The 21122-nt window shown below is 38.9% G+C and carries 24 protein-coding genes; 13 read left to right on the forward strand and 11 right to left on the reverse strand.

Annotated elements, in window-relative coordinates:
- The first annotated feature begins 1 nt into the window (after position 1).
- From BFP77_RS09040 to BFP77_RS09060, 5 genes are all read left to right on the forward strand, one after another.
- A complete protein-coding gene (locus BFP77_RS09040; protein ID WP_099573712.1) occupies positions 2 to 910 on the forward strand; it encodes an aldose epimerase family protein in 909 nt (302 codons plus the stop codon).
- Positions 911 to 948: 38 nt separating this feature from the next.
- Positions 949 to 1536 carry a DUF2911 domain-containing protein gene (locus BFP77_RS09045; protein WP_099573713.1) on the forward strand — a complete coding sequence of 196 codons (588 nt, stop codon included), beginning with the start codon at positions 949 to 951 and terminating at the stop codon, positions 1534 to 1536.
- Between the two features lie 84 nt (positions 1537 to 1620).
- Entirely contained in the window at positions 1621 to 2637 is a 1017-nt protein-coding gene (gene meaB / locus BFP77_RS09050) for a methylmalonyl Co-A mutase-associated GTPase MeaB (RefSeq protein WP_257212924.1), read from the forward strand.
- An 89-nt stretch (positions 2638 to 2726) separates the two neighbouring features.
- Positions 2727 to 3686, forward strand: coding sequence for a glycosyltransferase family 2 protein (locus BFP77_RS09055; protein ID WP_099573715.1), 960 nt, complete (start codon positions 2727 to 2729; stop codon positions 3684 to 3686).
- The gene (locus tag BFP77_RS09060) at positions 3670 to 4545 is read left to right on the forward strand and encodes a lysylphosphatidylglycerol synthase transmembrane domain-containing protein (protein WP_099573716.1); all 876 of its coding nucleotides are present in this window, start codon (positions 3670 to 3672) and stop codon (positions 4543 to 4545) included. The genes BFP77_RS09055 and BFP77_RS09060 overlap by 17 nt, the downstream gene beginning before the upstream one ends.
- A 1-nt stretch (position 4546) precedes the next feature.
- On the opposite strand, the gene BFP77_RS09065 is transcribed toward BFP77_RS09060, so the two are convergent.
- The 5 genes from BFP77_RS09065 to mazG form a co-directional block, all read right to left on the reverse strand.
- A complete protein-coding gene (locus BFP77_RS09065; protein ID WP_099573717.1) occupies positions 4547 to 6205 on the reverse strand; it encodes an ArnT family glycosyltransferase in 1659 nt (552 codons plus the stop codon).
- Positions 6202 to 6771, reverse strand: a complete 570-nt coding sequence (locus BFP77_RS09070) for a phosphatase PAP2 family protein (RefSeq protein ID WP_099573718.1) — start codon at positions 6769 to 6771, stop codon at positions 6202 to 6204. The genes BFP77_RS09065 and BFP77_RS09070 overlap by 4 nt, the downstream gene beginning before the upstream one ends.
- 5 nt (positions 6772 to 6776) lie before the next feature.
- Complete coding sequence (locus tag BFP77_RS09075) at positions 6777 to 7004, reverse strand: hypothetical protein (RefSeq protein WP_099573719.1); 228 nt, start codon at positions 7002 to 7004, stop codon at positions 6777 to 6779.
- A 19-nt stretch (positions 7005 to 7023) separates the two neighbouring features.
- Entirely contained in the window at positions 7024 to 8391 is a 1368-nt protein-coding gene (locus BFP77_RS09080; protein ID WP_099573720.1) for an MATE family efflux transporter, read from the reverse strand.
- 81 nt (positions 8392 to 8472) lie between these two features.
- Positions 8473 to 9249, reverse strand: a complete 777-nt coding sequence (mazG, locus tag BFP77_RS09085) for a nucleoside triphosphate pyrophosphohydrolase (RefSeq protein WP_099573721.1) — start codon at positions 9247 to 9249, stop codon at positions 8473 to 8475.
- Positions 9250 to 9567: 318 nt separating this feature from the next.
- Between mazG and BFP77_RS09090 the strand changes: the two genes are divergently transcribed.
- Positions 9568 to 10401: a sugar phosphate isomerase/epimerase family protein gene (locus BFP77_RS09090; RefSeq protein ID WP_099573722.1), complete on the forward strand. Its 834-nt coding sequence runs from the start codon at positions 9568 to 9570 to the stop codon at positions 10399 to 10401.
- A gap of 106 nt (positions 10402 to 10507) precedes the next feature.
- Here BFP77_RS09090 and BFP77_RS09095 read toward each other — a convergent pair whose 3' ends face one another.
- Positions 10508 to 10975 carry a hypothetical protein gene (locus tag BFP77_RS09095; protein ID WP_099573723.1) on the reverse strand — a complete coding sequence of 156 codons (468 nt, stop codon included), beginning with the start codon at positions 10973 to 10975 and terminating at the stop codon, positions 10508 to 10510.
- A 180-nt stretch (positions 10976 to 11155) separates the two neighbouring features.
- Between BFP77_RS09095 and BFP77_RS09100 the strand changes: the two genes are divergently transcribed.
- The 4 genes from BFP77_RS09100 to BFP77_RS09115 all read left to right on the forward strand — a co-directional run bounded on the left by BFP77_RS09100 (position 11156) and on the right by BFP77_RS09115 (position 15140).
- Entirely contained in the window at positions 11156 to 11878 is a 723-nt protein-coding gene (locus BFP77_RS09100; protein ID WP_099573724.1) for an MIP/aquaporin family protein, read from the forward strand.
- A 19-nt stretch (positions 11879 to 11897) separates the two neighbouring features.
- Positions 11898 to 12773, forward strand: coding sequence for an alpha/beta hydrolase (locus BFP77_RS09105; RefSeq protein WP_099573725.1), 876 nt, complete (start codon positions 11898 to 11900; stop codon positions 12771 to 12773).
- Between the two features lie 90 nt (positions 12774 to 12863).
- Positions 12864 to 13517 (forward strand): GDSL-type esterase/lipase family protein, encoded by a 654-nt coding sequence (locus BFP77_RS09110; RefSeq protein ID WP_099573726.1) that lies wholly within the window; start codon positions 12864 to 12866, stop codon positions 13515 to 13517.
- A 6-nt stretch (positions 13518 to 13523) separates the two neighbouring features.
- Positions 13524 to 15140 carry a family 20 glycosylhydrolase gene (locus tag BFP77_RS09115; RefSeq protein WP_099573727.1) on the forward strand — a complete coding sequence of 539 codons (1617 nt, stop codon included), beginning with the start codon at positions 13524 to 13526 and terminating at the stop codon, positions 15138 to 15140.
- A 52-nt stretch (positions 15141 to 15192) separates the two neighbouring features.
- Here the strand turns inward: BFP77_RS09115 and BFP77_RS09120 are convergent, their stop codons facing one another.
- From BFP77_RS09120 to ruvX, 4 genes are read right to left on the reverse strand one after another with little or no spacing between them, the layout of a single operon-like run.
- Entirely contained in the window at positions 15193 to 15615 is a 423-nt protein-coding gene (locus BFP77_RS09120; protein WP_099573728.1) for a DUF5606 family protein, read from the reverse strand.
- Positions 15616 to 15675: 60 nt separating this feature from the next.
- Positions 15676 to 16266 (reverse strand): peptide deformylase, encoded by a 591-nt coding sequence (def, locus tag BFP77_RS09125; RefSeq protein WP_099573729.1) that lies wholly within the window; start codon positions 16264 to 16266, stop codon positions 15676 to 15678.
- Positions 16267 to 16269: 3 nt separating this feature from the next.
- A complete protein-coding gene (locus BFP77_RS09130; RefSeq protein ID WP_099573730.1) occupies positions 16270 to 16953 on the reverse strand; it encodes a DUF1919 domain-containing protein in 684 nt (227 codons plus the stop codon).
- Positions 16954 to 16960: 7 nt separating this feature from the next.
- Complete coding sequence (gene ruvX / locus BFP77_RS09135) at positions 16961 to 17371, reverse strand: Holliday junction resolvase RuvX (RefSeq protein WP_099573731.1); 411 nt, start codon at positions 17369 to 17371, stop codon at positions 16961 to 16963.
- Between the two features lie 100 nt (positions 17372 to 17471).
- On the opposite strand from ruvX, the gene BFP77_RS09140 reads away from it, so the two are divergent.
- Positions 17472 to 18287, forward strand: coding sequence for a 2,3,4,5-tetrahydropyridine-2,6-dicarboxylate N-succinyltransferase (locus tag BFP77_RS09140; RefSeq protein ID WP_099573788.1), 816 nt, complete (start codon positions 17472 to 17474; stop codon positions 18285 to 18287).
- A gap of 94 nt (positions 18288 to 18381) precedes the next feature.
- Complete coding sequence (locus BFP77_RS09145) at positions 18382 to 19176, forward strand: glycosyltransferase family 2 protein (RefSeq protein ID WP_099573732.1); 795 nt, start codon at positions 18382 to 18384, stop codon at positions 19174 to 19176.
- On the opposite strand, the gene BFP77_RS09150 is transcribed toward BFP77_RS09145, so the two are convergent.
- A complete protein-coding gene (locus tag BFP77_RS09150; protein ID WP_099573733.1) occupies positions 19158 to 19988 on the reverse strand; it encodes a glycosyltransferase family 2 protein in 831 nt (276 codons plus the stop codon). The genes BFP77_RS09145 and BFP77_RS09150 overlap by 19 nt on opposite strands.
- A 53-nt stretch (positions 19989 to 20041) precedes the next feature.
- On the opposite strand from BFP77_RS09150, the gene BFP77_RS09155 reads away from it, so the two are divergent.
- Positions 20042 to 21121: a hypothetical protein gene (locus BFP77_RS09155; protein ID WP_099573734.1), complete on the forward strand. Its 1080-nt coding sequence runs from the start codon at positions 20042 to 20044 to the stop codon at positions 21119 to 21121.
- The last annotated feature ends 1 nt before the right edge of the window (position 21122 follow it).

Consider the following 21122-nt stretch of genomic DNA (forward strand, 5'->3'; position numbering starts at 1 on the left):
TTTGAAACAAGTTACGATATCCAACGAGTTTATAACCCTAATGGTCCTGGATTATGGGGCTACGATACAGAAATTATTGGTTAAGGGAAAAGACGGCAAATATACCAATGCCGTCGTAGGTTACAACCATCCGAGCAGGTACCGTTTAGATGATAATTGTCTTGGCTCTTGTGTGGGACGCTATGCCGGTAGGATATCTAAGGGAGGGTTTGAACTGGATCGCGAACAATTTTATGTCCATCAAGAAGATGGGGTTCATTTACATGGAGGCAAAGAAGGTTTTCATCAGAAGTATTGGAAAATTGAAGAGGTAAAACAAAAGGATGACCCCTTCATTAAATTATCCTATGTGAGCAAACATTTGGAAGAAGGATACCCCGGAAATTTAACCGTCAACGTAACGTATAAACTTGTTAACAACGCTTTACAAATAGTACATGAAGCCATTACGGACAGAAGCACGGTGGTTAACCTTACCAATCATTCTTATTTTAAGTTAGACGACAGCCCCTACATAGATAATTACGAGCTACAGCTAAATTGCCCCTTAGTTTTGGAAGTAGAAGAAAATTTGCTGCCTACGGGAAATCAAATTCCCGTCAGGGGTACGGAAAATGACTTTTTGATTCCGCGGGAAATTGGGGTCCAACGTTTGGATACCCCTTTTGTGAAAGATATGGGTAGTGAAAAAGTGGCGGAGCTCTATTCCCCAAAATCGGGCATATCCATGAAGGTCTACACGAACCAACCCGCTGTAATCGTCTATACGCCCTTAGATTTTCCCGGGATTTGTTTTGAGACGCAAAACTACCCGGATGCACCTAACCAACCTGATTTTCCGAATAGCGTCTTGAGACCCGGAGAGACATATAACAACATTGCCATATATAAGTTTGATTTAGTACCTTAGAAACAATAAACACTAGGCATTCGCCATAGACAAGGATAATGAAGGTTTTAAAAAAATTACTGATAGCACTACTGGTTTTAGGCGCTCTTTTCTACTTTGTAGGAATACCCTATCTACAAAGTTATACCAAGAAATACAGCCCGGAAACAACAACTACCTATGATTTTGATGGCACGGAACTTCAGGTCCACTATTCCAGTCCATCGAAAAAGGAGAGGGAAATATTCGGTGCGTTAGTACCCTATGGTAAGGTATGGCGTACGGGTGCTAATGAACCTACGACCTTTACAACGAGTACAGGCATAAAGATTATAGATAAACCGCTACCAGCAGGCACTTATTCGATATGGACAATCCCCAACAAAGAGAGTTGGAAAATCATTTTCAATAAAGAAGTTCCCGATTGGGGAGTTACGCTTTCGAGTGGTGGCAGGGAGACTACCCGAAACGAAGCGGCAGATGTACTTCAGGTAGAAGTACCCGTTAGAACACTATCCCAAACCCAAGAAAATTTTACGATCTCTTTTGAAGATAAGGAACAAAGCTATTTAAGTTTTGCCTGGGATAGGGTTAAAATAAATGTCCCGATAAGCAAACTATCTCAGGGCAAGCCCACTATAAATTGATAAAAAACATAATTTTGATTTCGAGATAAGTCTCGGGATATTAACCCTTAGGCGGTACCAATAAACAAACCTCAAAAAGAAGCTATTATTTCTCGACCGAAAGAATCTGGTAAATTAAATCCACAACTACTTGCGGAAGCCTTGGTAAATGGAATATTTGCTAAGGATATAGCTGCCTTGAGCAAGGCGATCACCATGGTGGAAAGCACCAAACCTGAACATCAAGGGATTGCCAAAATCATCATCGAAAAATGTCTTTCCAAGAAAAACGATACCGTTAGAATAGGAATAACCGGTGTTCCGGGAGTTGGCAAAAGCACGTTCATAGAGCGTTTGGGCAAATTATTGACATCAAAGGGTAATCGATTGGCCGTTCTTACCATAGACCCATCCAGTAATCTAACCAAGGGAAGCATACTCGCCGACAAAACGCGTATGCAAGAATTGGTACAGGACAAGAATGCATTCATAAGACCTTCACCTTCGGGTGATTCTTTAGGAGGCGTAGCCCGCAAGACAAGAGAGAGCATTATACTTTTAGAGGCCGCGGGGTACAATATCATTATAATCGAAACCGTAGGTGTGGGTCAAAGTGAGACTGCCGTACACAGTATGGTAGATTTCTTCCTACTATTAAAATTAGCAGGGGCAGGTGATGAATTGCAAGGAATAAAAAGGGGCATCATGGAAATGGCAGATGCCATAGCAATTAACAAAGCGGATGGTGATAATATAAAAAGAGCCAAATTGGCCGAAGTGGAATTTAAGCGAGCATTGCACTTGTTCCCTCCAAAGGAAAACGGATGGGTGCCGGTGGTAACCAGTTGTTCGGCCTTACAGAACCAAGGTCTAGAAGAAATATGGTCTATAATAGCTTCTTATGCGGAAAAAACAAAAGAGTCCGGTCACTTTAGGACTAAAAGGCAGGAACAAAATAAAAGCTGGTTAAAACAGCATATTGAAACTAGCCTTAAAATGGACTTTTACACAAGTCCGTTAGTAAAGAAAAAGCTTGAAACCCTAGAGGAAAAGGTGGTTAATGGCAGTATGTCCCCATTTGCAGCGGCGCAGCAGTTATTGCAGACGTACAAAAATAGTTAGTAGTAATTGTCTAAGCACTCTAACCGCTATACCATAGAACATCTTAGGGATAAAAAACATAACTTTGTAATTAATTCTAATACCGACCAATGGCTATTGTTACCGCTTCCCTCTTATCTGTAGTTGTACCCCTTTATAATGAGGAAGAAAACGTAGCACTTTTAACACAAAAAATCCATGAGAGCTTAGCAGGGTATAATTACCAAATTGTTTACATCGATGATTTTTCTACAGATAGCACCAAACAAGTGGTAAATGAGCTAAAAGACCAGAAAATACACCTCATTGCGCTGAAAAAGAACTACGGACAAAGCTTGGCATTGGCAGCTGGTATCGATTACGCCGAGGGCAAATTTATCATTACCATGGATGGTGACCTACAAAATGACCCAAGCGATATTCCTGAAATGCTTTCCTATGCGGTTGATGGTGAATTTGATGTGGTCACAGGAATACGACAAAAACGAAAAGATTCTTTGGTAAAGAAAATACCGTCAAAAATTGCGAATTTTTTGGTGCGCCGGGTCACTAAACTGGATATTAAGGATAACGGCTGCGCGTTGAAGGTTTTTACAAAGGATATTGCAAAGGATTTGAACCTATACGGGGAAATGCACCGATTTATTACCCTCTTGGCACATTTGGAAGGCGCACAGATAAAACAAGTACCTGTAAAACACCATGCTAGACATGCGGGGGTTTCCAAATATGGATTAGAACGCGTTTTTAAAGTGGTAGCGGATATGATGCTGCTCCTTTTTATTAGAAAATATTTCCAACGACCCATTCACCTTTTTGGTATTTTCGGTTTTTTGATGATTCTATTGGGTGTCCTCATTAACCTGTACTTGCTAGTGGTAAAGTTAGGTTTTGGTGAAGATATAGGAACAAGGCCCCTGCTCATGTTCGGGATGATGTTCATCTTGGCCGGGATACAACTCTTTACTATCGGTATTGTTATGGAACTTTTAATACGCACCTATTATGAATCACAGAAAAAGAGGCCATATCGCATTAAAAAAATAAGTGTAGGTGGCAAATACGCGTAAAGGTATAACTACCGCTTTAAAGCTTCTTATAAGCGCAATTCTTATCTATTTTGTTTGTACTAAAATAAATATCGATGAGATAGGGAATACTTTAGAAAAGAGTAAGCCTAAGTATCTACTCATAGCATTATTCTTCTTCCTTGTTTCTAAAATTTTAGCTGCCTTTCGTCTCAACCTGTACTTCTATCAATTAGGTGTTCGGTTAACACATAAAAGTAACCTAAGGCTTTACTTTTTAGGTATGTTCTATAACTTGTTCTTGCCCGGGGGAATCGGTGGTGATGCCTATAAGGGGTATCTCATTAAAAAAAGTTTTGAGGTTCCTACAAAAAGAGTGGTCAGTGTTCTGGTATTGGATAGGTTAAGTGGACTACTCCTACTTTTTGTATATGCCTGTGTGCTGTTTTACGTATTACAAAACCCGGTGTTAGCAGAAGTAAAATACTTGTTTATTCTAGGTATTCCGCTTGCCGTTCTTGTCTTTTGGGTCCTGAACAAACGTTTTTTCAACTACGTATTCCCCTTATTCTGGTCCGCACTAGGATACTCCGCCTTAGTACAATTGGCCCAATTAATCAGTGTCTGGTTCATAATGATGGCCTTGGGTATCGTGGAGGATAAGGTAGCCTATTTAGTTATTTTCTTGGTGTCCTCAATCGTTTCGGTATTACCCCTCACCATTGGTGGCATTGGAAGTAGGGAAGTAACCTTTTTCTACGGTGCTTCGCTACTTGGTTTAGATGAAACTATTTCGGTAGGAATAAGTGTCGTATTCTTTTTGATAACCGCCGTGGTATCACTTATGGGGATTTGGTATCACTTTAAAAAAGTAGAGTTGGAAACCACGTCACAGCACTAGTTCAATAAATATGTATGAGATACATTTTCTTCAAGACTTTATAACGCGTATTAGGATTTAAGAATTTGCCCTGTAAACGGGTGATTCGAAACTGTTTTACACTATGTCTTTTGTCCCAATCTATACCGGTTGCCCTAAGTTCCTCTAACTCCTTTTCATTGGCATACACCCAAATATCTTTCTTTTCCTTAAGGTTTTCTATTGTTGTTAGTTGAACCGGATGCCGATTATAAAAGTCCAAAGCCCAGGTAAAATCGTTTCCGATTTTGTAAATCCTATCGACAGGAATCGTATTTTCCTTTACAACGGATGCCATGGCGGACCCACCCTGATAGGCCAATAAATTCGGGTAAAAATGAAGATTAAGAACCGTATTTAACAAGAGTGATGCACAGACGGAAACCGTAATTAAACGAACATACCTAGTCTCTCTTTTTAAAGCGTAATAGATGATAATGATTCCGCCTACAAGAAAAATACCATAGGTAAATAAACTGGTTACCTTAAAAACAAAGAAGCATAATAAAGCCGAAGCTATGAATACGATTGCTAAAATAAAATATTGGCTCGCCATCAAATATTTAGTTGCCTTTTCCTTTTGAAATCGATGTAAATCGTACAAATAAGATGCGGTTATTACCGAGAATAACGGAACGGTCACATTTAAATAATGCGGCAGTTTAAATTGGGCAAAACTTATTAATATGAAGACCAATATAATACCACCGAGCGTTAAAAATTCGTGCTTAGGGCGGTACTCAAATTTTAGTTTGATGAAGCTTTTTATTCTACACCATATACTCGTCAGGGCCAGTATGGTCCAAGGAAGGAAAACCCACAAAAAAGTATGAAAAAAGAAAAAGTAACCACTACTGTTCTTCCCGATTCCCTCACCGCTCAGCCGCTCAAAACTTTGTTCCCAAAAAATAAAAAAGATACCGCTTCGGTTAGATTTGCCACGAATTACCTTTTCCGGGTGTAAATCAAATTGATGGTAATAGGCATACAGCATGGGACTGATTACGATACCAAAAACCAATAAGGCAATAAGCACCTTCCAATTCAAGAAGGCATTCCATTTTCTAGTATGGGCAACATGGCAAAGGAGCGGTAAGCCAATCACCAATATGGCAATCTGTCCTTTAGTAGAGAAAGCTATTCCCGCACCTAGAGCCCCAAGAATGATTGCTTTAACACTACCGTTTTCAATATAAGTAGCTAATTTCCAGATAGCGAAAATGGTAAATCCGGTAAGTATGGCGTCCGTACGAACGTCGATAACGCTTAACACTATGGTTTGGGCGGTCATGAATATCAGTGCTGCCAGCTTTCCCGTATGTGCGTTGTATAAAAGTCTACCGAGCCCAAAACAGCTATAAGCCCCTAGAAGCGTTGTCAAAATTCCAGGTATGCGATAGGCCCAATCGTATATACCGAACAATTTAAAAGAAAGTGCGGCCAGCCAGTAGTGCATATGCGGCTTGTCCAAATACTCATTAGGACCCTTAAACAGGTTCAAAAAATCATTTTCTTGGACCATACGCATTGCCATTACGGCAAATTGGGCAGAATCATTCTCAAAAAGGGTCACAAAAGTGCCTGCAATATAGACCAACACGATAAGAAGGATTAAAAACCAATATCTTAAGTTGGATATCATAGGGAGAATTTACGAAGGGCAAATATATACAACTTTGCAAACAACCACCCAAGAAGAGCCCCAATGAAGGCACCAGTGAGAATATCTAAAGGAAAGTGAACTCCAATATACACCCTACTGTACGCTACGAGCGCAGCCCATAAAAGAAGAGCAGCGGAAATATATTTTACTTCGGACTTTAGCACAACTCCAAAAAAGAATGCTATAGCAAAGGAGTTGGATGCATGTGCAGAATAATAACTGTACTTTCCTCCACAGTAACTTTTCACCAAACGCATAATTCCTGAAATATCTGAATCATGACAGGGTCTTAAACGCCCAATACCGTATTTAAAGAAATTACTCAATTGGTCGGATACCGTTATGAGCAATGCAATACTTACCAGTAAAAGAGCGGTACTCTTTAGACCGTATTTTCGGTAAGTGATCAACAATAGAAAAATATAGATAGGAATAGCACTGAACTTGTTGGAAACAAATTGCCAAAAATTATCCCATGAATCAATACCCAATCCGTTCAAGTAAAGGAATACCTCCTTATCCAAATGAAGAAGTTGTTCTAGCATTGCCTTCAGTCTTCGTAGCGAGAGATTTCCCTGTCATAAAAAGCGGTGGCGGCTTGGATAAGGTTTTCCGCCTCGGCTTCCAATTCTTTTTCGTCCTCTTTAGAGAACTCCTCTAACCACTCCACCTCATCATTCTCTAAATTGATTACGAATCTTGGATACTCCGTATGCACTATAAAAATTGCACTTGGATAATCGGTATTGTCCCCTAATAAGAATTTTGGCAGTTCCATTTAAAACTCAAGTTTAGTATTAATTAGCAATCAATTTTTTGGTCAAATAATTGAATCGAATATACAACATAATGGCAGAAGCGGTCAGGCCCGTCAGTAGCCCTAACCAAATGCCTATACTTTTAAAATCGGTATAAAGGCCTAGGTAATACGAAATAGGAAAACCGATTAACCAGTATGCTATAAAGGTAATAAGCGTTGGGATTTTAACATCTTGTAAACCCCTTAAAGCTCCTAGCACAACCACTTGTACTCCGTCCGAAATTTGAAAGAACGCGGCCACCAATAACAACTGGGCTGCCAAGTAAATAACTTCCGCATTATCTGCGAGATGCAGGGTGTCGTTCGCATCCAGATACAAGGTAGGAAACCAATTTCTGCCCAACAAAAACAGTATGGCAAATACGATTTCCAATAAAAACGTCAGAAAGAAGATAGACTGCGCTATCCTACGGAGTTCTGTGAAATTTTTCAATCCTTTTTGGTTTCCCACGCGTATCATGGCGGCCACCCCTAGACCCATCCCGAACATGAACGTCATGCTACTTAAATTAAGCGCTATTTGGTTAGCAGCCTGAGGATTCTTACCTAGAACTCCGCTCAACCAAATCGCCGCAGTAAAAATAGCAACTTCAAAGAACATTTGTAAGGCCGAAGGAAAACCAAGGGAAACGATTTTATTGATAACCTTCCTCTCAATATTTCTAAAATTGAACGCCGTAACATAATATCTAAATTTAGTTTTGCTTCTGAGCAATAACCATATATAGGTTACCATGATTATTCTAGCCACCAAGGTACCTATGGCGGCACCGACGATTCCCCATTTGGGAAAACCAAGCGCACCGAATATTAAAAGATAATTGAGTATGATATTCACAACATTGGCAATTACCGTGGCATACATGGGATACTTGGTCTGTGAAAGTCCTTCTGAAAATTGTTTGAAGGCTTGAAATATGATTAAGGGAACAAGGGAAAGGGCAACGATATCCAAATATGGTAAGGCCAACGCTACCACCTCTGTTGGCTGTTTCATTAAAAACATGATGGGTTTGGCCAACAAAATTAAACCGAATAAGGACATTCCTAAAAAAGTGCAAAGTAGTAAACCGTGTTTCAAGGCGCCCTTGGCGTTCTCAGTATTATTGGCACCATCTGCCTCAGCTACCAAGGGTGTTATAGCTGTAGAAAAACCTATCCCCAAGGACATGGCTATAAATACAAAACTATTACCCAAGGAAACGGCCGCTAGCTCTGCTGTTCCCAACTGCCCGACCATAATATTATCTGCGAACTGTACAAAAGTATGCCCTAACATTCCCAGAATGACAGGTACGGATAGTTTAATATTATATGAAAATTCTTTGGTGTAGTTCTGAAACAAAATAATGTTATTACGGAAGCAAAGATACTTCTAAAAATGAGTTTGCATCTCAAAGTATAGGTAAGCGTTTAAGTATTAGCGTTAGTCTGCCTTCTTCGCCGCCTCCCAGTATATATCCATTTCCTTTAGTGTCATATCCTGAAGAGAAATTCCTTTCTTCTGCGCTTCACGTTCCAAATACTGAAAACGCTTGGAGAACTTTTTATTGGTTCTTTCTAAGGCATTTTCTGGATTAATGCCTAGAAAACGTGCGTAGTTTATCATAGAGAATAGTACATCGCCAAACTCTGCTTCAATTTTATCCTTGTCGCCCGTTACAATTTCTTGTTGTAGTTCTTCGAGTTCTTCGTTTACCTTTTCAAATACTTGGTGCGGTTCTTCCCAGTCAAAACCTACACCGGCAACCTTATCCTGTATTCTACTGGCTTTGACCAAAGCGGGCAAACTTTTAGGAACACCTTCCAGAACACTTTTTTTACCTTCTTTGAGCTTTATTTTTTCCCAATTCTGTTTGACCTCTTCTTCATTTGCGACCTTTACATCTCCATAGATGTGAGGGTGCCTGTTGATGAGTTTTTCGCAGATACCGTTCGCCACATCAGCGATATCAAAACTCTTTGATTCCGAACCGATTTTTGCATAGAAAACAATATGCAACAACAAATCTCCCAATTCTCCTTTAATCTCCTTTAGGTCATTGTCTAGAATAGCATCTCCTAATTCATAGGTTTCTTCTATAGTAAGATGCCTAAGTGTTTGCATGGTCTGCTTTCTATCCCATGGGCATTGCGCTCTGAGTTCCTCCATAATGGTCAGCAAACGGTCAAATGCCTGTAACTGCGTTTCTCTAGAATTCATTATTCCAAAATTTAGCCAAAAGTACGAATAGTAGGTGTTTCCATTTAATTTTTGTTTCGGCAACTCTTAACACTTTAGAATCACTTCAACAGTTCGTACACCAAAGAGACCTAGAAAAAAGAGTTGGTCAGGTTACTTGAAGTGGCCGGCAAACTAGTATAGATTACTTACATCTAAATTGTTTTCATTACTTTTAAAACGAACATGGTGATGCACTCCTTCTTAAACATAAATTTTCACAGTAAGTCGATATTTCTCGGTAACTTTCTTAAAACTGCGGAAATAGGTGACACTTACTAACTATTAATTATATAAAACATGAACGCACGTAGAGACTTTCTGATAAAATCTGGCTTATGCTGTGCTGGGGCTCTCGTAACGCCCCACATTGCTTTAGCTAGTTCTCCCAAAAGTGTATATGGAGTACAATTGTATTCCTTTAGGGACGACATGGCAAGAGATGCCAAAGGAACGTTGAGAAAAATTGCGGATTTAGGAATTAAGGAAATAGAATCGGCGAGGTCCTCCAAGGGGCACTATTATGGCCTTTCTCCCCAGGACATGAAAACTACTTGTGATGAATTGGGTATGAAATTGAAGAGTGGTCACGTGCATTTGGATAAAGATTTCGATAGCACCATTGAGGAGGCAGTGGCTGCTGAACAAGAATACTTAATTTGCTCATCAATGCCATCAAGTGGACAAAATGTAGACAATTACAAAAGGGTCGCCGAAGCTTTTAATAAAGCCGGGGAATCCTGCAAAAAGTTAGGTGTCAAATTTGGTTATCATAATCATGAATACGAATTTGAATCCGAGAACGGGCAAGTCCTCTATGATGTTCTAATGGATAACACAGAGCCGGACCTAGTGCATATGGAACTAGATTTAGGATGGGTCATTATCGCAGAAAAGGACCCGGTACATTACTTTGAAAAATATCCGGGAAGATTCCCCCTTTGGCATCTGAAGGATATGAACATGACCCAAAAAGAGAGTACAGAATTTGGAAAGGGTGGTCTGGACATACCATTGATGATGCAGTATCAGAAATTATCAGGAGTAAAACATATTTTTATAGAGCAGGAAGAGTACGCTAATAACCCCCATGACAGTATGCGCCACAATCTGGCATATTTAGCGAAACTTTAAGCGGTGCGCCGAGCATTATGAATTATCAACGATATCAGCTGTAAGGAAGAGTATTCTTTGATTGGTGATTCTAATAACTATAAATGGCCTAGAGCTGGTATAACGTCTATTGCTTTGTGTATACAAAGTTCAAAAAACCGGGTAAGTTTTCTCCCCTATTTTCAGTTAAGGTATCCCCGCTTAAGGTAAAGTCTTGAAAATCCGAAGAATTTAATGATAAGGTATTTCCTGTATTACTCCAATTGCCAGAAAACGAAAGTGTATTGCCACAATCAATAATATACAGATCTCCAGTTACCGGAGTTACGCTCACATCAGTAATTCTTGCCGTCCAAGTATTATTACTATTAATTGTTAAAAGCCCCGATAAACAAGGTAGTTCATCAATCAAGTTAGTTGAAGAAGTTCCGTCCTCATTTACGTCCTGTGCAAGATTGATGTTCACCGCTGTCAAATCCCAAGCTCCTATGGCTAAAAATGATTCCGGAACAACAGGAGTTCCCCCGTCATCGGATGAACATGAAAATAAAACCATTAGGATTATAAAGAAGGTACTCCATTTTTGAACAGCCATTTTTACAAATTTTTTAGTAAGATTATAATTTTTTGATAAGATAAAAAAATATGGAAAGTTAATTTAGACTAAAAGAAGATGAAGCGATCGGCAGTGCATCTTATATTCAAACAAAAGTAAAGGGCGCATCACGCACTTTAGTCATTACATTTTTTTATCTTAATCGGCCAAACGATAATAATGAATAATTACATTTTTGAATTTATAGGTACCGCTATGCTTATTCTTATAGGTAACGGTATTGTTGCTAATTTGGTTTTAAAGGAAACAAAAGGTTCCGACCTTGGATGGGTAGGGATATCCCTAGGATGGGGTATTGCCGTATTTATAGGTGTTTTTATAGCTGCGGACGTCAGCGGGGCACATCTAAATCCGGCCGTCACCATTGGCTTGGCCACCGCAGGAAAATTCACATGGACAATGGTCCCTGGGTATATTGTAGCTCAAATTCTAGGAGCCATGATGGGTAACATCTTGGTTTGGTTGGCTTACAAGAAACAGTATGAGGCCACTGAAGACCCTAATGCTATATTGGCAACGTTCTCCACAGCGCCTGCGGTCAGAAGTCCGTTTTGGAATCTAATCACAGAGGCCATTGGCACATTTGCCCTAGTATTTGGGGTCTTTTACATAGCAGGAGGTGCTGTCGGCGAAGAAACCATATCCTTAGGCTCCTTAGATGCTTTGCCCGTAGCCTTCTTGGTCATGGGAATAGGTTTTGGAATTGGTGGACCAACGGGGTATGCTATAAATCCTGCCAGAGATTTTGGACCACGTTTACTACATTCCCTGCTACCTCTGAGAAACAAGGGAACAAGTGATTGGAACTATGCTTGGGTTCCTATAATAGGTCCTATATTAGGTGCTTTATTAGCGGCAGGAATCTTTTTATTGATAGGTTGAACAAAATAAAATTTAATTCATGAAAACTTTTTTATCCTTAATGATCACTATTTTTATGGCCTCCAGCATTTATGCACAAAATATTATACCTATTCCACATGAAACTTCTGAAAATACCACTTGGGTTGGTGAAGAAAAAGAATACTTTTCGGACATCTGGCAAACCCCAGTGGTGACCAATGTATCAGTCCCGACCATGGAGTTGTTTCAACCAGAAAACCCGAACGGTGTTAGTGTTATTATAGCTCCAGGAGGCGGGTTGTACGCATTGAGTATTGAAAGTGAAGGTACAGCTGTGGCCAAATGGCTGAACAAGAAGGGAATTACCGCGTTTGTGCTTAAGTATCGATTAGTCCCCACAGGCGAGGATGGTGTCAAAGAAATTTCGGAAGAAGGTGCTACAAATCCACAAAGAATCGGACAGCGGGTAGCGCCCGTTATGCCACTATCCATAGCAGACGGCCTTTCTGCAATTACCTACGTGAGGTCAAATGCATCCTCTCTTAAGCTAGACCCGAATAAAATAGGTTTTATGGGTTTTTCTGCGGGCGGCGCAGTGACCATGGGTGTTACTTATAATTATGGAGAAGCTAACCGTCCGGATTTTATTGTTCCAGTGTATCCTTGGACAACCGTTTTACCCGTACAGCCCGCCCCAAAGAATGCGCCACCAATGCTCGTCATATGTGCCTCTGACGACCCACTAGGATTAGCAAGCGGAAGCGTTGAGTTGTATTCCTCCTGGCTTAAGATTCAAAAACCAGTAGGCCTACATATGTATGCTAAAGGCGGACATGGATTTGGCATGAAAAAACAAGGTTTACCCTCTGATGATTGGATACAGTTATTCTACGATTGGGCAGTAGCGGAAAATATCGTAATACCTTCTAAATAATTTACCCTCATGTTCCTTTAACCGACATTTGTCGAAAATGATTTGATAATACTTTTAAGGCATCTTTATTTATACTTTTAACACCCTTTGATGAAAAAACTTCTGATACTTTACCTTTTCATAGCTACAATATCCCATGCACAAGAAAATATTCCTTTTGCAGAGGAAGTAGCCAATATTGCAATGAAATATGATACCATTTGGGATAGTTCTAAAGAGACCATCGTATTTACGGGAAGTTCCAGTGTTAGACTCTGGAAAAGCTTGGAAGAATCCTTTCCAGAGCATCAAATCATAAACACCGGTTTCGGTGGCTCACAGACATCCGACTTATTGTTACATTTAAATAGTCTGGTTTTAAAATATAAGCCGGTTAAAGTATTCATCTACGAAGGCGACAATGATATTTCAGCAAAAAAGAAACCTAAGCATATCATACAAACTACGAACAAAATTATACAAGAAATAAGGAATCAAAACCCCTTCACTCAAATTGTACTTATTTCCGCAAAACCGAGTATTAGCAGATGGAGACTTCGAGGAAAGTACAAACGACTCAACAAAAAGTTTCAAGGTTTAAGTAAGGAGGATATGTACTTAAGTTATGTTGATGTATGGAATCCTATGCTCGACGGAAGAAAATTAAAAAAGGATATTTTTATATCCGATGGCCTACATATGAACCAAAAAGGCTATGATATTTGGTATACCGCCATGAAAAATTTAGTAACCGACCTTAATTAAAAGAGAATGACCAAAAATTTTTTAACGAGATGTTTATTTTTATTGGCCTTGGCGATGGCAGTAATAGCTTGTCAAAAAGAAGAGAAGAAAAGAATACCGATGCCCACTACAGATTTGAGTAAGGTTAGTTTAATGCCTAAACCCCTCAAGACCGTACCCACACATTCCGCTTTTGCGCTAGACCAATTTACGGCAATCTATACTGCAAAAGGAGATACCGGTTTTGAACAAGTAGGAAAGTTCCTGTCCAAAAAATTAAAGTCCAAGATAGATTTGGAAATACCTGTGAATCAAGCCACATCGAATACGGTAGAACGTATTATCTATATCAATCAATCGGACAGTGTTAAGCTTAGGACTCCAGAGGCCTATCAACTTTATATCAATCAAGATTCCATAATACTCAATGCCAACACGGCAGAGGGTGCATTTAGGGGCATACAGACATTGAGGCAGCTTGTACCAGAAACGAGCAATGATACCCTAGCGGAGCAATCCATATGGCCGGTTCCGACAGGAAAGATAACGGACAGTCCAAATTTCGCCTATAGAGGTTCCATGTTAGATGTAGCACGCCATTTTTTTAATGTGGAGGATGTAAAGAAATACATTGACCTGTTATCCTATTATAAAATAAACGTGCTACATCTACATTTATCCGATGATCAAGGATGGCGGATAGAAATAAAATCATGGCCAAAATTGACCGAGGTAGGAGGCAGCACAGAAGTTGGCGGTGAAGCCGGCGGTTTCTATACCCAAGAAGACTACAAGGAAATTGTGCGTTACGCGGCAGAACGGTATATGACCATCATACCGGAAATTGATATGCCCGGGCACACCAACGCCGCATCGGTCTCCTATCCGTTTTTAAATGGAAATGGTAAAACGCCCAAGTTATATGAAGGCACCCATGTCGGTTTTAGCACATTTGATACCCGAAAAGATACAGTATACGCTTTTGTGGATGATGTTGTCCGGGAAATTTCCGCGATAACGCCTGGTCCCTATTTTCATATAGGAGGGGACGAAAGCCATGTTACCAAGAAAAAAGATTACATCTATTTTGTAAATAAAGTGGAAAAAATAGTGCAGAAGTATGGCAAACACATGATTGGCTGGGACGAAGTTGCCATTGCGAATATCGATTCCACCTCCATTTCTCACTGGTGGTCTAGCGAAAAGAATGCAAAAAAAGCAGTTGAAAAAGGAACGCAAATAATTATTTCTCCAGCAAAAAAGGCCTATTTAGACATGTCCTACGATAGTCTATCAAAGCACGGTTTGCATTGGGCGGCCTATATTCCTGTAGATACCGCCTACGTTTGGTCACCTGAAGAGTATGGCGACATACCTGTAGAGCATATATTAGGTGTTGAGGCGCCCCTTTGGTCAGAAACTATAAGTAATATTGATGAATTGGAATATTTGGCCTTTCCCAGAGTTATTGGCTATTCCGAGCTGAGCTGGAGTATTCCCGAAAATAGAGATTGGGAGGATTATAAAATACGATTGGCCGATCAAGCTCCCTTCTTGGATAGGATGAACGTAAAATATTACCCCTCTCCACTTATAGATTGGAAAAAGAGCAAATTCAGTTATGAAAAGATAGATAAGGACTAAACAAAAAAGCCTCGACAAAATGTCGAGGCTTTTTATCTGTTCTCATAGGTACCTATTCCTCAGTAGCATCATCACCGGCTGAATCTTCAGAAAAGTCCGCCATGTTCTTATCCACCAAAATATTGTACCACTGTATTATTTTTTTAATATCACTCGCATAAACTCGGTCTTCGTCATAATTAGGAAGTACTTCAAAAAAGTACTCTTCTAACTTTATCTTTTCCGCTTTATGACTTATAGATGTCTTAGCTCCTTTTTCTTTTACTTGTATATTGAGAAAAACCTCACGTAAAGGCAATTCCTCATCAAGAGTATAAATCGCAATTTCTGAAAGCACACTAACGTTGCTGCGTAAACCTACACTTATCTTTTTTCCATCCAAGAGCGACTCCGCAACAAAACCAGATCTAGTCTGTGTAATAAGCTGGTACAAGCCCGGTTTCCCGGCAACAGATAATATTTTTTCCAATCCCATGAGCTATACTTAAATTTTGAGCGACAAATATTATATTTTTCTAATGATAAACGGAAAGATTTAACGTCCTTTTTTTTGATTTGGAAAACGCATGCGATAATCCACATTAATTTTACCTTTCGAAATATTGGTCAACCTACCTTTTATGAGTCGTTTTTTCAACGAGGATAACTTATCCGTAAAAAGCACTCCTTCTATATGATCGTACTCATGTTGAATGACCCGCGCCAAAAGACCGTCATAAGTCTGGGTATGCTTTTTAAAATTTTCGTCTAGATAAGTAATTTTTATCGTGTCTTTTCTGCTAACGTCTTCTCGCACATCGGGAATACTAAGACAACCCTCGTTAAAAGGCCATTCCTCTCCCGTCTCCTCTTCTATCTTTGCATTTATAAAGACCTGTTTAAAGCCCTTTAATTGCTGCTGTTCATCTGTTGACAATTCTTCATCGTCGGCAAAAGGTTCCGTGTCCACCAAAAAAATACGAATCGCCAAACCTATCTGCGGTGCCGCAAGACCTACCCCGTTCGCATTATACATGGTTTCCCACATATTGGCAAGCAAGTCATTTAATTTAGGATAATCCTTATCTATATTGGATGCCACTTTTCTTAGAACCGGGTCACCGTAAGCTATTATAGGTAAAATCATTTCTTATTGTTTAAATCTTGTTCGTGTTACACTCGCCGTATTCAAATAGTTCACTACATCAAAATACAAAAAGGTAAGCTTAAATCTTTTCTTACCGTTAGGCGGTGCTCCCTTCTTCTTGGAAAAGTCTTGAATGAACTTAATATGCCGGTGCTTGTCCAAGCCTTTTATTTTATAGAAAGAGAAGGATATTTTATTCTTAAAGTTTAGCTTATGAAAAGCCAGGATATCACTTTCGGTAACTCCCCTCCTATCACAGATACTAAAAAAATAATCGTCCTTATTTTTATGCTTTAGCATTCGTTCCCTTCTTCTATACCACTTTTCCTTAGCTTCCTCTGGGTTTGAGTAATGTTGGAAATGAATCTCTATATCATCTAAAACGCCTATGGGATAATCGTTATGAGCTTCGGGGTACTTGGAAATTTCTCGGAATTTCAATTCCAATTTCATGTACCTATCAAAGTCGTTTAAAAGCTTCATATAACATGGTCCAAATAAAAACAGCCCCACAAAAGGTGTGTTGTAGGGTATTCCCAACCACTGGTAGACTTGACCTCCCCAGCAATTACGACTGATAAGAACAAACGTTCTATTTTTTAATCTGGAAATATCCTTCTTTTGGTAATAAGAACTAAATACATGCCTTATCTTTCTCTTCAAGAAAATTTCTAGTTTCCGTAACATATTCAAATTAGGATCTTTCCAAAAAGGACTGAAGAATAATAGTTGCGCTTATTTCATCTATCAACGCCTTATTCTTTCGTTGTTTTTTACCCAACCCAGCATCTAATATACTCTGAAAGGCCATTTTTGAGGTGAATCGCTCATCCTGCCTATGTATTTTTATCGTTGGATGATTCTTGGCCAACTCCTCTAAAAACGGCAGAATTAAAGCTTCTGATTCTGATGGTTCGTTATTCATTTGTTTGGGCTCTCCTATCACAAAATCCGTAACGTTTTCATCTGTCGTGTATTTTTTCAGGAAAACAAAAATATCTTCAGTCGCCACGGTAGTAAGACCAAACGCTATGGAACCCATTTCGTCCGTGACCGCAATTCCAGTCCTTTTTAAACCATAATCAATTGCGAGAATTCTTCCCAATTTAAATTTTTGGCAAAAATAAAGTATAATTTGTTATATGTGTCCCTCATGGGAGCTAATTACTGAACTTCAGCCTATATTTGACAAAATTTTAGGAAAAATGACGGATTTAAGAAATACCATAGAAAAAGCTTGGGAAAACAGAGAGCTTTTAAAAGAAGACCATATTCAAAAAGCGATCAGAGACGTTATCAATTTAATTGATTTAGGAGAATTGCGGTGTGCAGCACCTACCGAAAACGGCTGGCAAATAAACGAGTGGGTAAAAAAGGCTGTTGTGCTGTATTTTCCAATTCAAAAAATGGAAACCCTTGAAGCGGGTATATTTGAATATCATGATAAAATGCCTTTGAAAAAAGGTTATGCGGAAAAAGGCATACGTGTTGTTCCCAATGCGGTAGCCAGACACGGAGCCTACATATCACCAGGAACTATTCTAATGCCAAGCTACGTGAATATTGGCGCTTATGTGGATGAAGGGACAATGGTAGATACATGGGCAACGGTAGGTAGCTGTGCTCAGATAGGAAAGAACGTACACCTAAGCGGAGGTGTTGGTATTGGAGGGGTGCTAGAGCCACTGCAAGCTTCACCCGTTATAATTGAAGACAATGCCTTCATTGGTTCTAGATGTATCGTTGTTGAAGGAGTGCACGTTGAAACCGAGGCGGTACTAGGAGCAAATGTAGTTTTAACGGCCTCTACTAAGATTATTGACGTCACAAAAGAAAATCCGATAGAATTAAAAGGTAGGGTTCCCGCCCGTTCAGTTGTTATACCAGGGAGTTATACTAAGAAGTTTCCTGCGGGAGAATTTAACGTGCCTTGTGCCCTAATTATCGGCACAAGAAAAGAAAGTACCAATAAGAAAACATCGTTGAACGATGCATTGCGGACCTATGATGTTGCTGTCTAATATTTTGTAGGAAATTTATCTTAATTATACTTTTTTGCTTTTTTTTTAGTTATAACTTTGTTGAACTATTTAGACAATCCTACTTATTCATTGTATGACTAACATAGCAGAGAAAATATCGGCCCTGATTATTACCTATAATGAAATGGGTTACATAGAAAAATGTATCGAATCCGTTTCCTTTGCAGATGAAATCATAGTCGTAGATTCCTTTAGTACGGATGGTACCTATGAATATCTTCTAAGGCACCCTAAAGTAAAGGTCATACAGCACCCGTTTGAAAACTTTACCGCGCAGAAGTCCTTCACACTTAAGCAGGCGTCCAATGACTGGGTACTGTTTTTAGATGCTGATGAAATTGTCTCCCCGACTTTAAAGTATGAGATAACACAAACTGTTGACCGACAGCCTGAAGAAGTAGCATTTTGGTTCTATAGACAATTCATGTTCCAAAACGAAAAATTAAGGTATAGCGGTTGGCAGACCGATAAAAACTACCGCCTTTTCAGAAAAAGTAAGGCCAAGTTTTGTGATCGGAAAATAGTCCATGAAACGTTGGACGTAGATGGAAAGTCTGGTATACTCAATGAAAAACTTATTCATTATTGTTACAAGAATTACGAGGATTACAAAAGTAAAATGTTAAAATACGGTAGGTTAAAAGCGGTAGAGTCTTTCTACACGGAGAAGTCTTTTAACTATGTTCTTATGTGCATTAAGCCAAGTTGGAAGTTCTTCAATCATTATATCCTTAGACTTGGTTTCTTGGACGGTAAAAAAGGATTTTCCGTTTGTTACCTCAATGCGCTTGGTGTATTGGAACGTTTCAAAGAACTGAAACGACTAGAACAGAAGAATAAATTGGCGTACTATTTAGTGATGCCATAAAAAGTCCATACCCGTTTTTCTCGTTTGGTATCCTTTCTTATGCCCACATTTTTCGCGATTGATTCTGGCGTTTTATAACCCCTTTTATGGTCTAAGTGCACGCAAACGGCACTATATCGCAATTGTTTGGACTTAACACCAAAGTTAAAGAGTCGCTCACCGAGCTCACGGTCCTGTCCGCCATACTGCATACGCTCATCAAATCCGTTTACGTTAAGTATATCTTTTTTCCATCCAGAGGAATTATGACCGTTCCAACTTGCATTAGTTGGGGTTATCCAATTAAGCAATTTAGAGATAAGACCATTAGCGGTTAACTTGTTGTTTTTGAAGGTTTGCGGAATTCCTTTTTCCTTAAGCCAATTGATATTGAAACAATTCTGCTTCTGAATATCCTCTAGGGTAATCAATTTAGAGATATTCATAGGTAACATATAATACCCACCAGAAATAAAGTAACCTTCTTCTTTATTGATGTAATGTACCTGTACAAAGTCCTCTCGCGGTATGCAATCCCCATCGGTCATGATAATGTATTCGGCAGCACAGGAAGATACGGCTTTATTAAGAATTCTAGACTTTTGAAATCCATCATCTTCCTGCCAAACATGTACTATAGGATAAAAAACCTCTTTGGACATTTGTTCTAATAGCTCCTTGGTAGCATCCCTTGATCCGTCATCGGCAATGACCACCTCAAAATTCTTGAACGTTTGTTGGTTAAAACCCCAAAGGACCTTTTGTAGCCATTCTTCGGCATTGTAAGTGCTAACGATAACACTTATTTTGGGAATTTCAACGGTGTCCTTCATAATAGTACAAAAATATAAAAGTCTTCCAGTATCTTTGAATCAACCTTTGAATAATGAAAAAAAAAAAGAAAATAGCCTTAATAGAACTTACTTCATACCACGAAGAATGTCTGTACAGTCAAATTCAATTTCTCATCAAAGGCAACTACGAACTGACATTAATTCTCAATCCCAAAAATAACAGTAATATTCAGTTTTACGGTATTCCTAAGAAGAACATAATTCTTTATAATCCAAGATCTTCCTCTTTTATCGGCAAAAGAATCGCTAATTGGTTTTCTTTGTATCAGTTTATTATAAAAAGTGATTTTAAAAAGATAGTTTTTAATACCGCCAGTTCCAATAAGGAAGTCATTGCCCTGACAAAATTCTTACCAAAACGAATTAAGTGTTACGGAATTATTCATAATCTAAAAAAACTTAATAGGAGTACTTCCCAAAAAATCGTTAGCCAAAGGATTACGGAGTATTATGTGCTTAACGATTTTTTGACCAATTCAGCAGACATAGAAAATGACAAGATTAAATTCAGTTCTTTTTATCCCATTTTTTTTCCACAATACGATTCAGAACAAGTACCTAAGAATAACAATGAAATATGGATTTGCATACCGGGCGAACTTAATTATAAAAGAAGAGATTATGAAGTGATTTTAAAAGCTCTCTCTTATTTAGCACCCACAAATCATCTAAAAATAATTCTTCTTGGTAAAATGGACTCTAAAAAGCCAGACACCATTCAGTTTTTAAAACATGCTGAGCAACTTGGTCTTCTTAAGTATTTCGTAACTTTTGACAACTTTATACCCAATACGGTCTTTCATGAATACATCAAAAAATCTGAGTATATCATGGCCCCAGTTTCGTTGACCGAACAAAACTATTTAGCCTACAAAATAACCGGCGCATACAACCTTGCTTTTGCCTATAAAAAACCACTAATATGCCCCGTTGAGCTAGAGGTTATTCCTGATTTGAAAGAGACTTCTCATTTCTATAAAAATCCCACGAGCCTCTCTCAGTTATTCAAAAAAATCAGTGAAAACTACGTGAATAAAAAGATAAGCTATGATAACCCAAAATGGAGTTTTACCGAACAACAAAAAAATTATTTGAACCTGTTGGAAACCTAAT

The sequence above is a fragment of the Maribacter sp. 4U21 genome, assembly GCF_002742365.1.
Taxonomy (GTDB): Bacteria; Bacteroidota; Bacteroidia; order Flavobacteriales; family Flavobacteriaceae; genus Maribacter.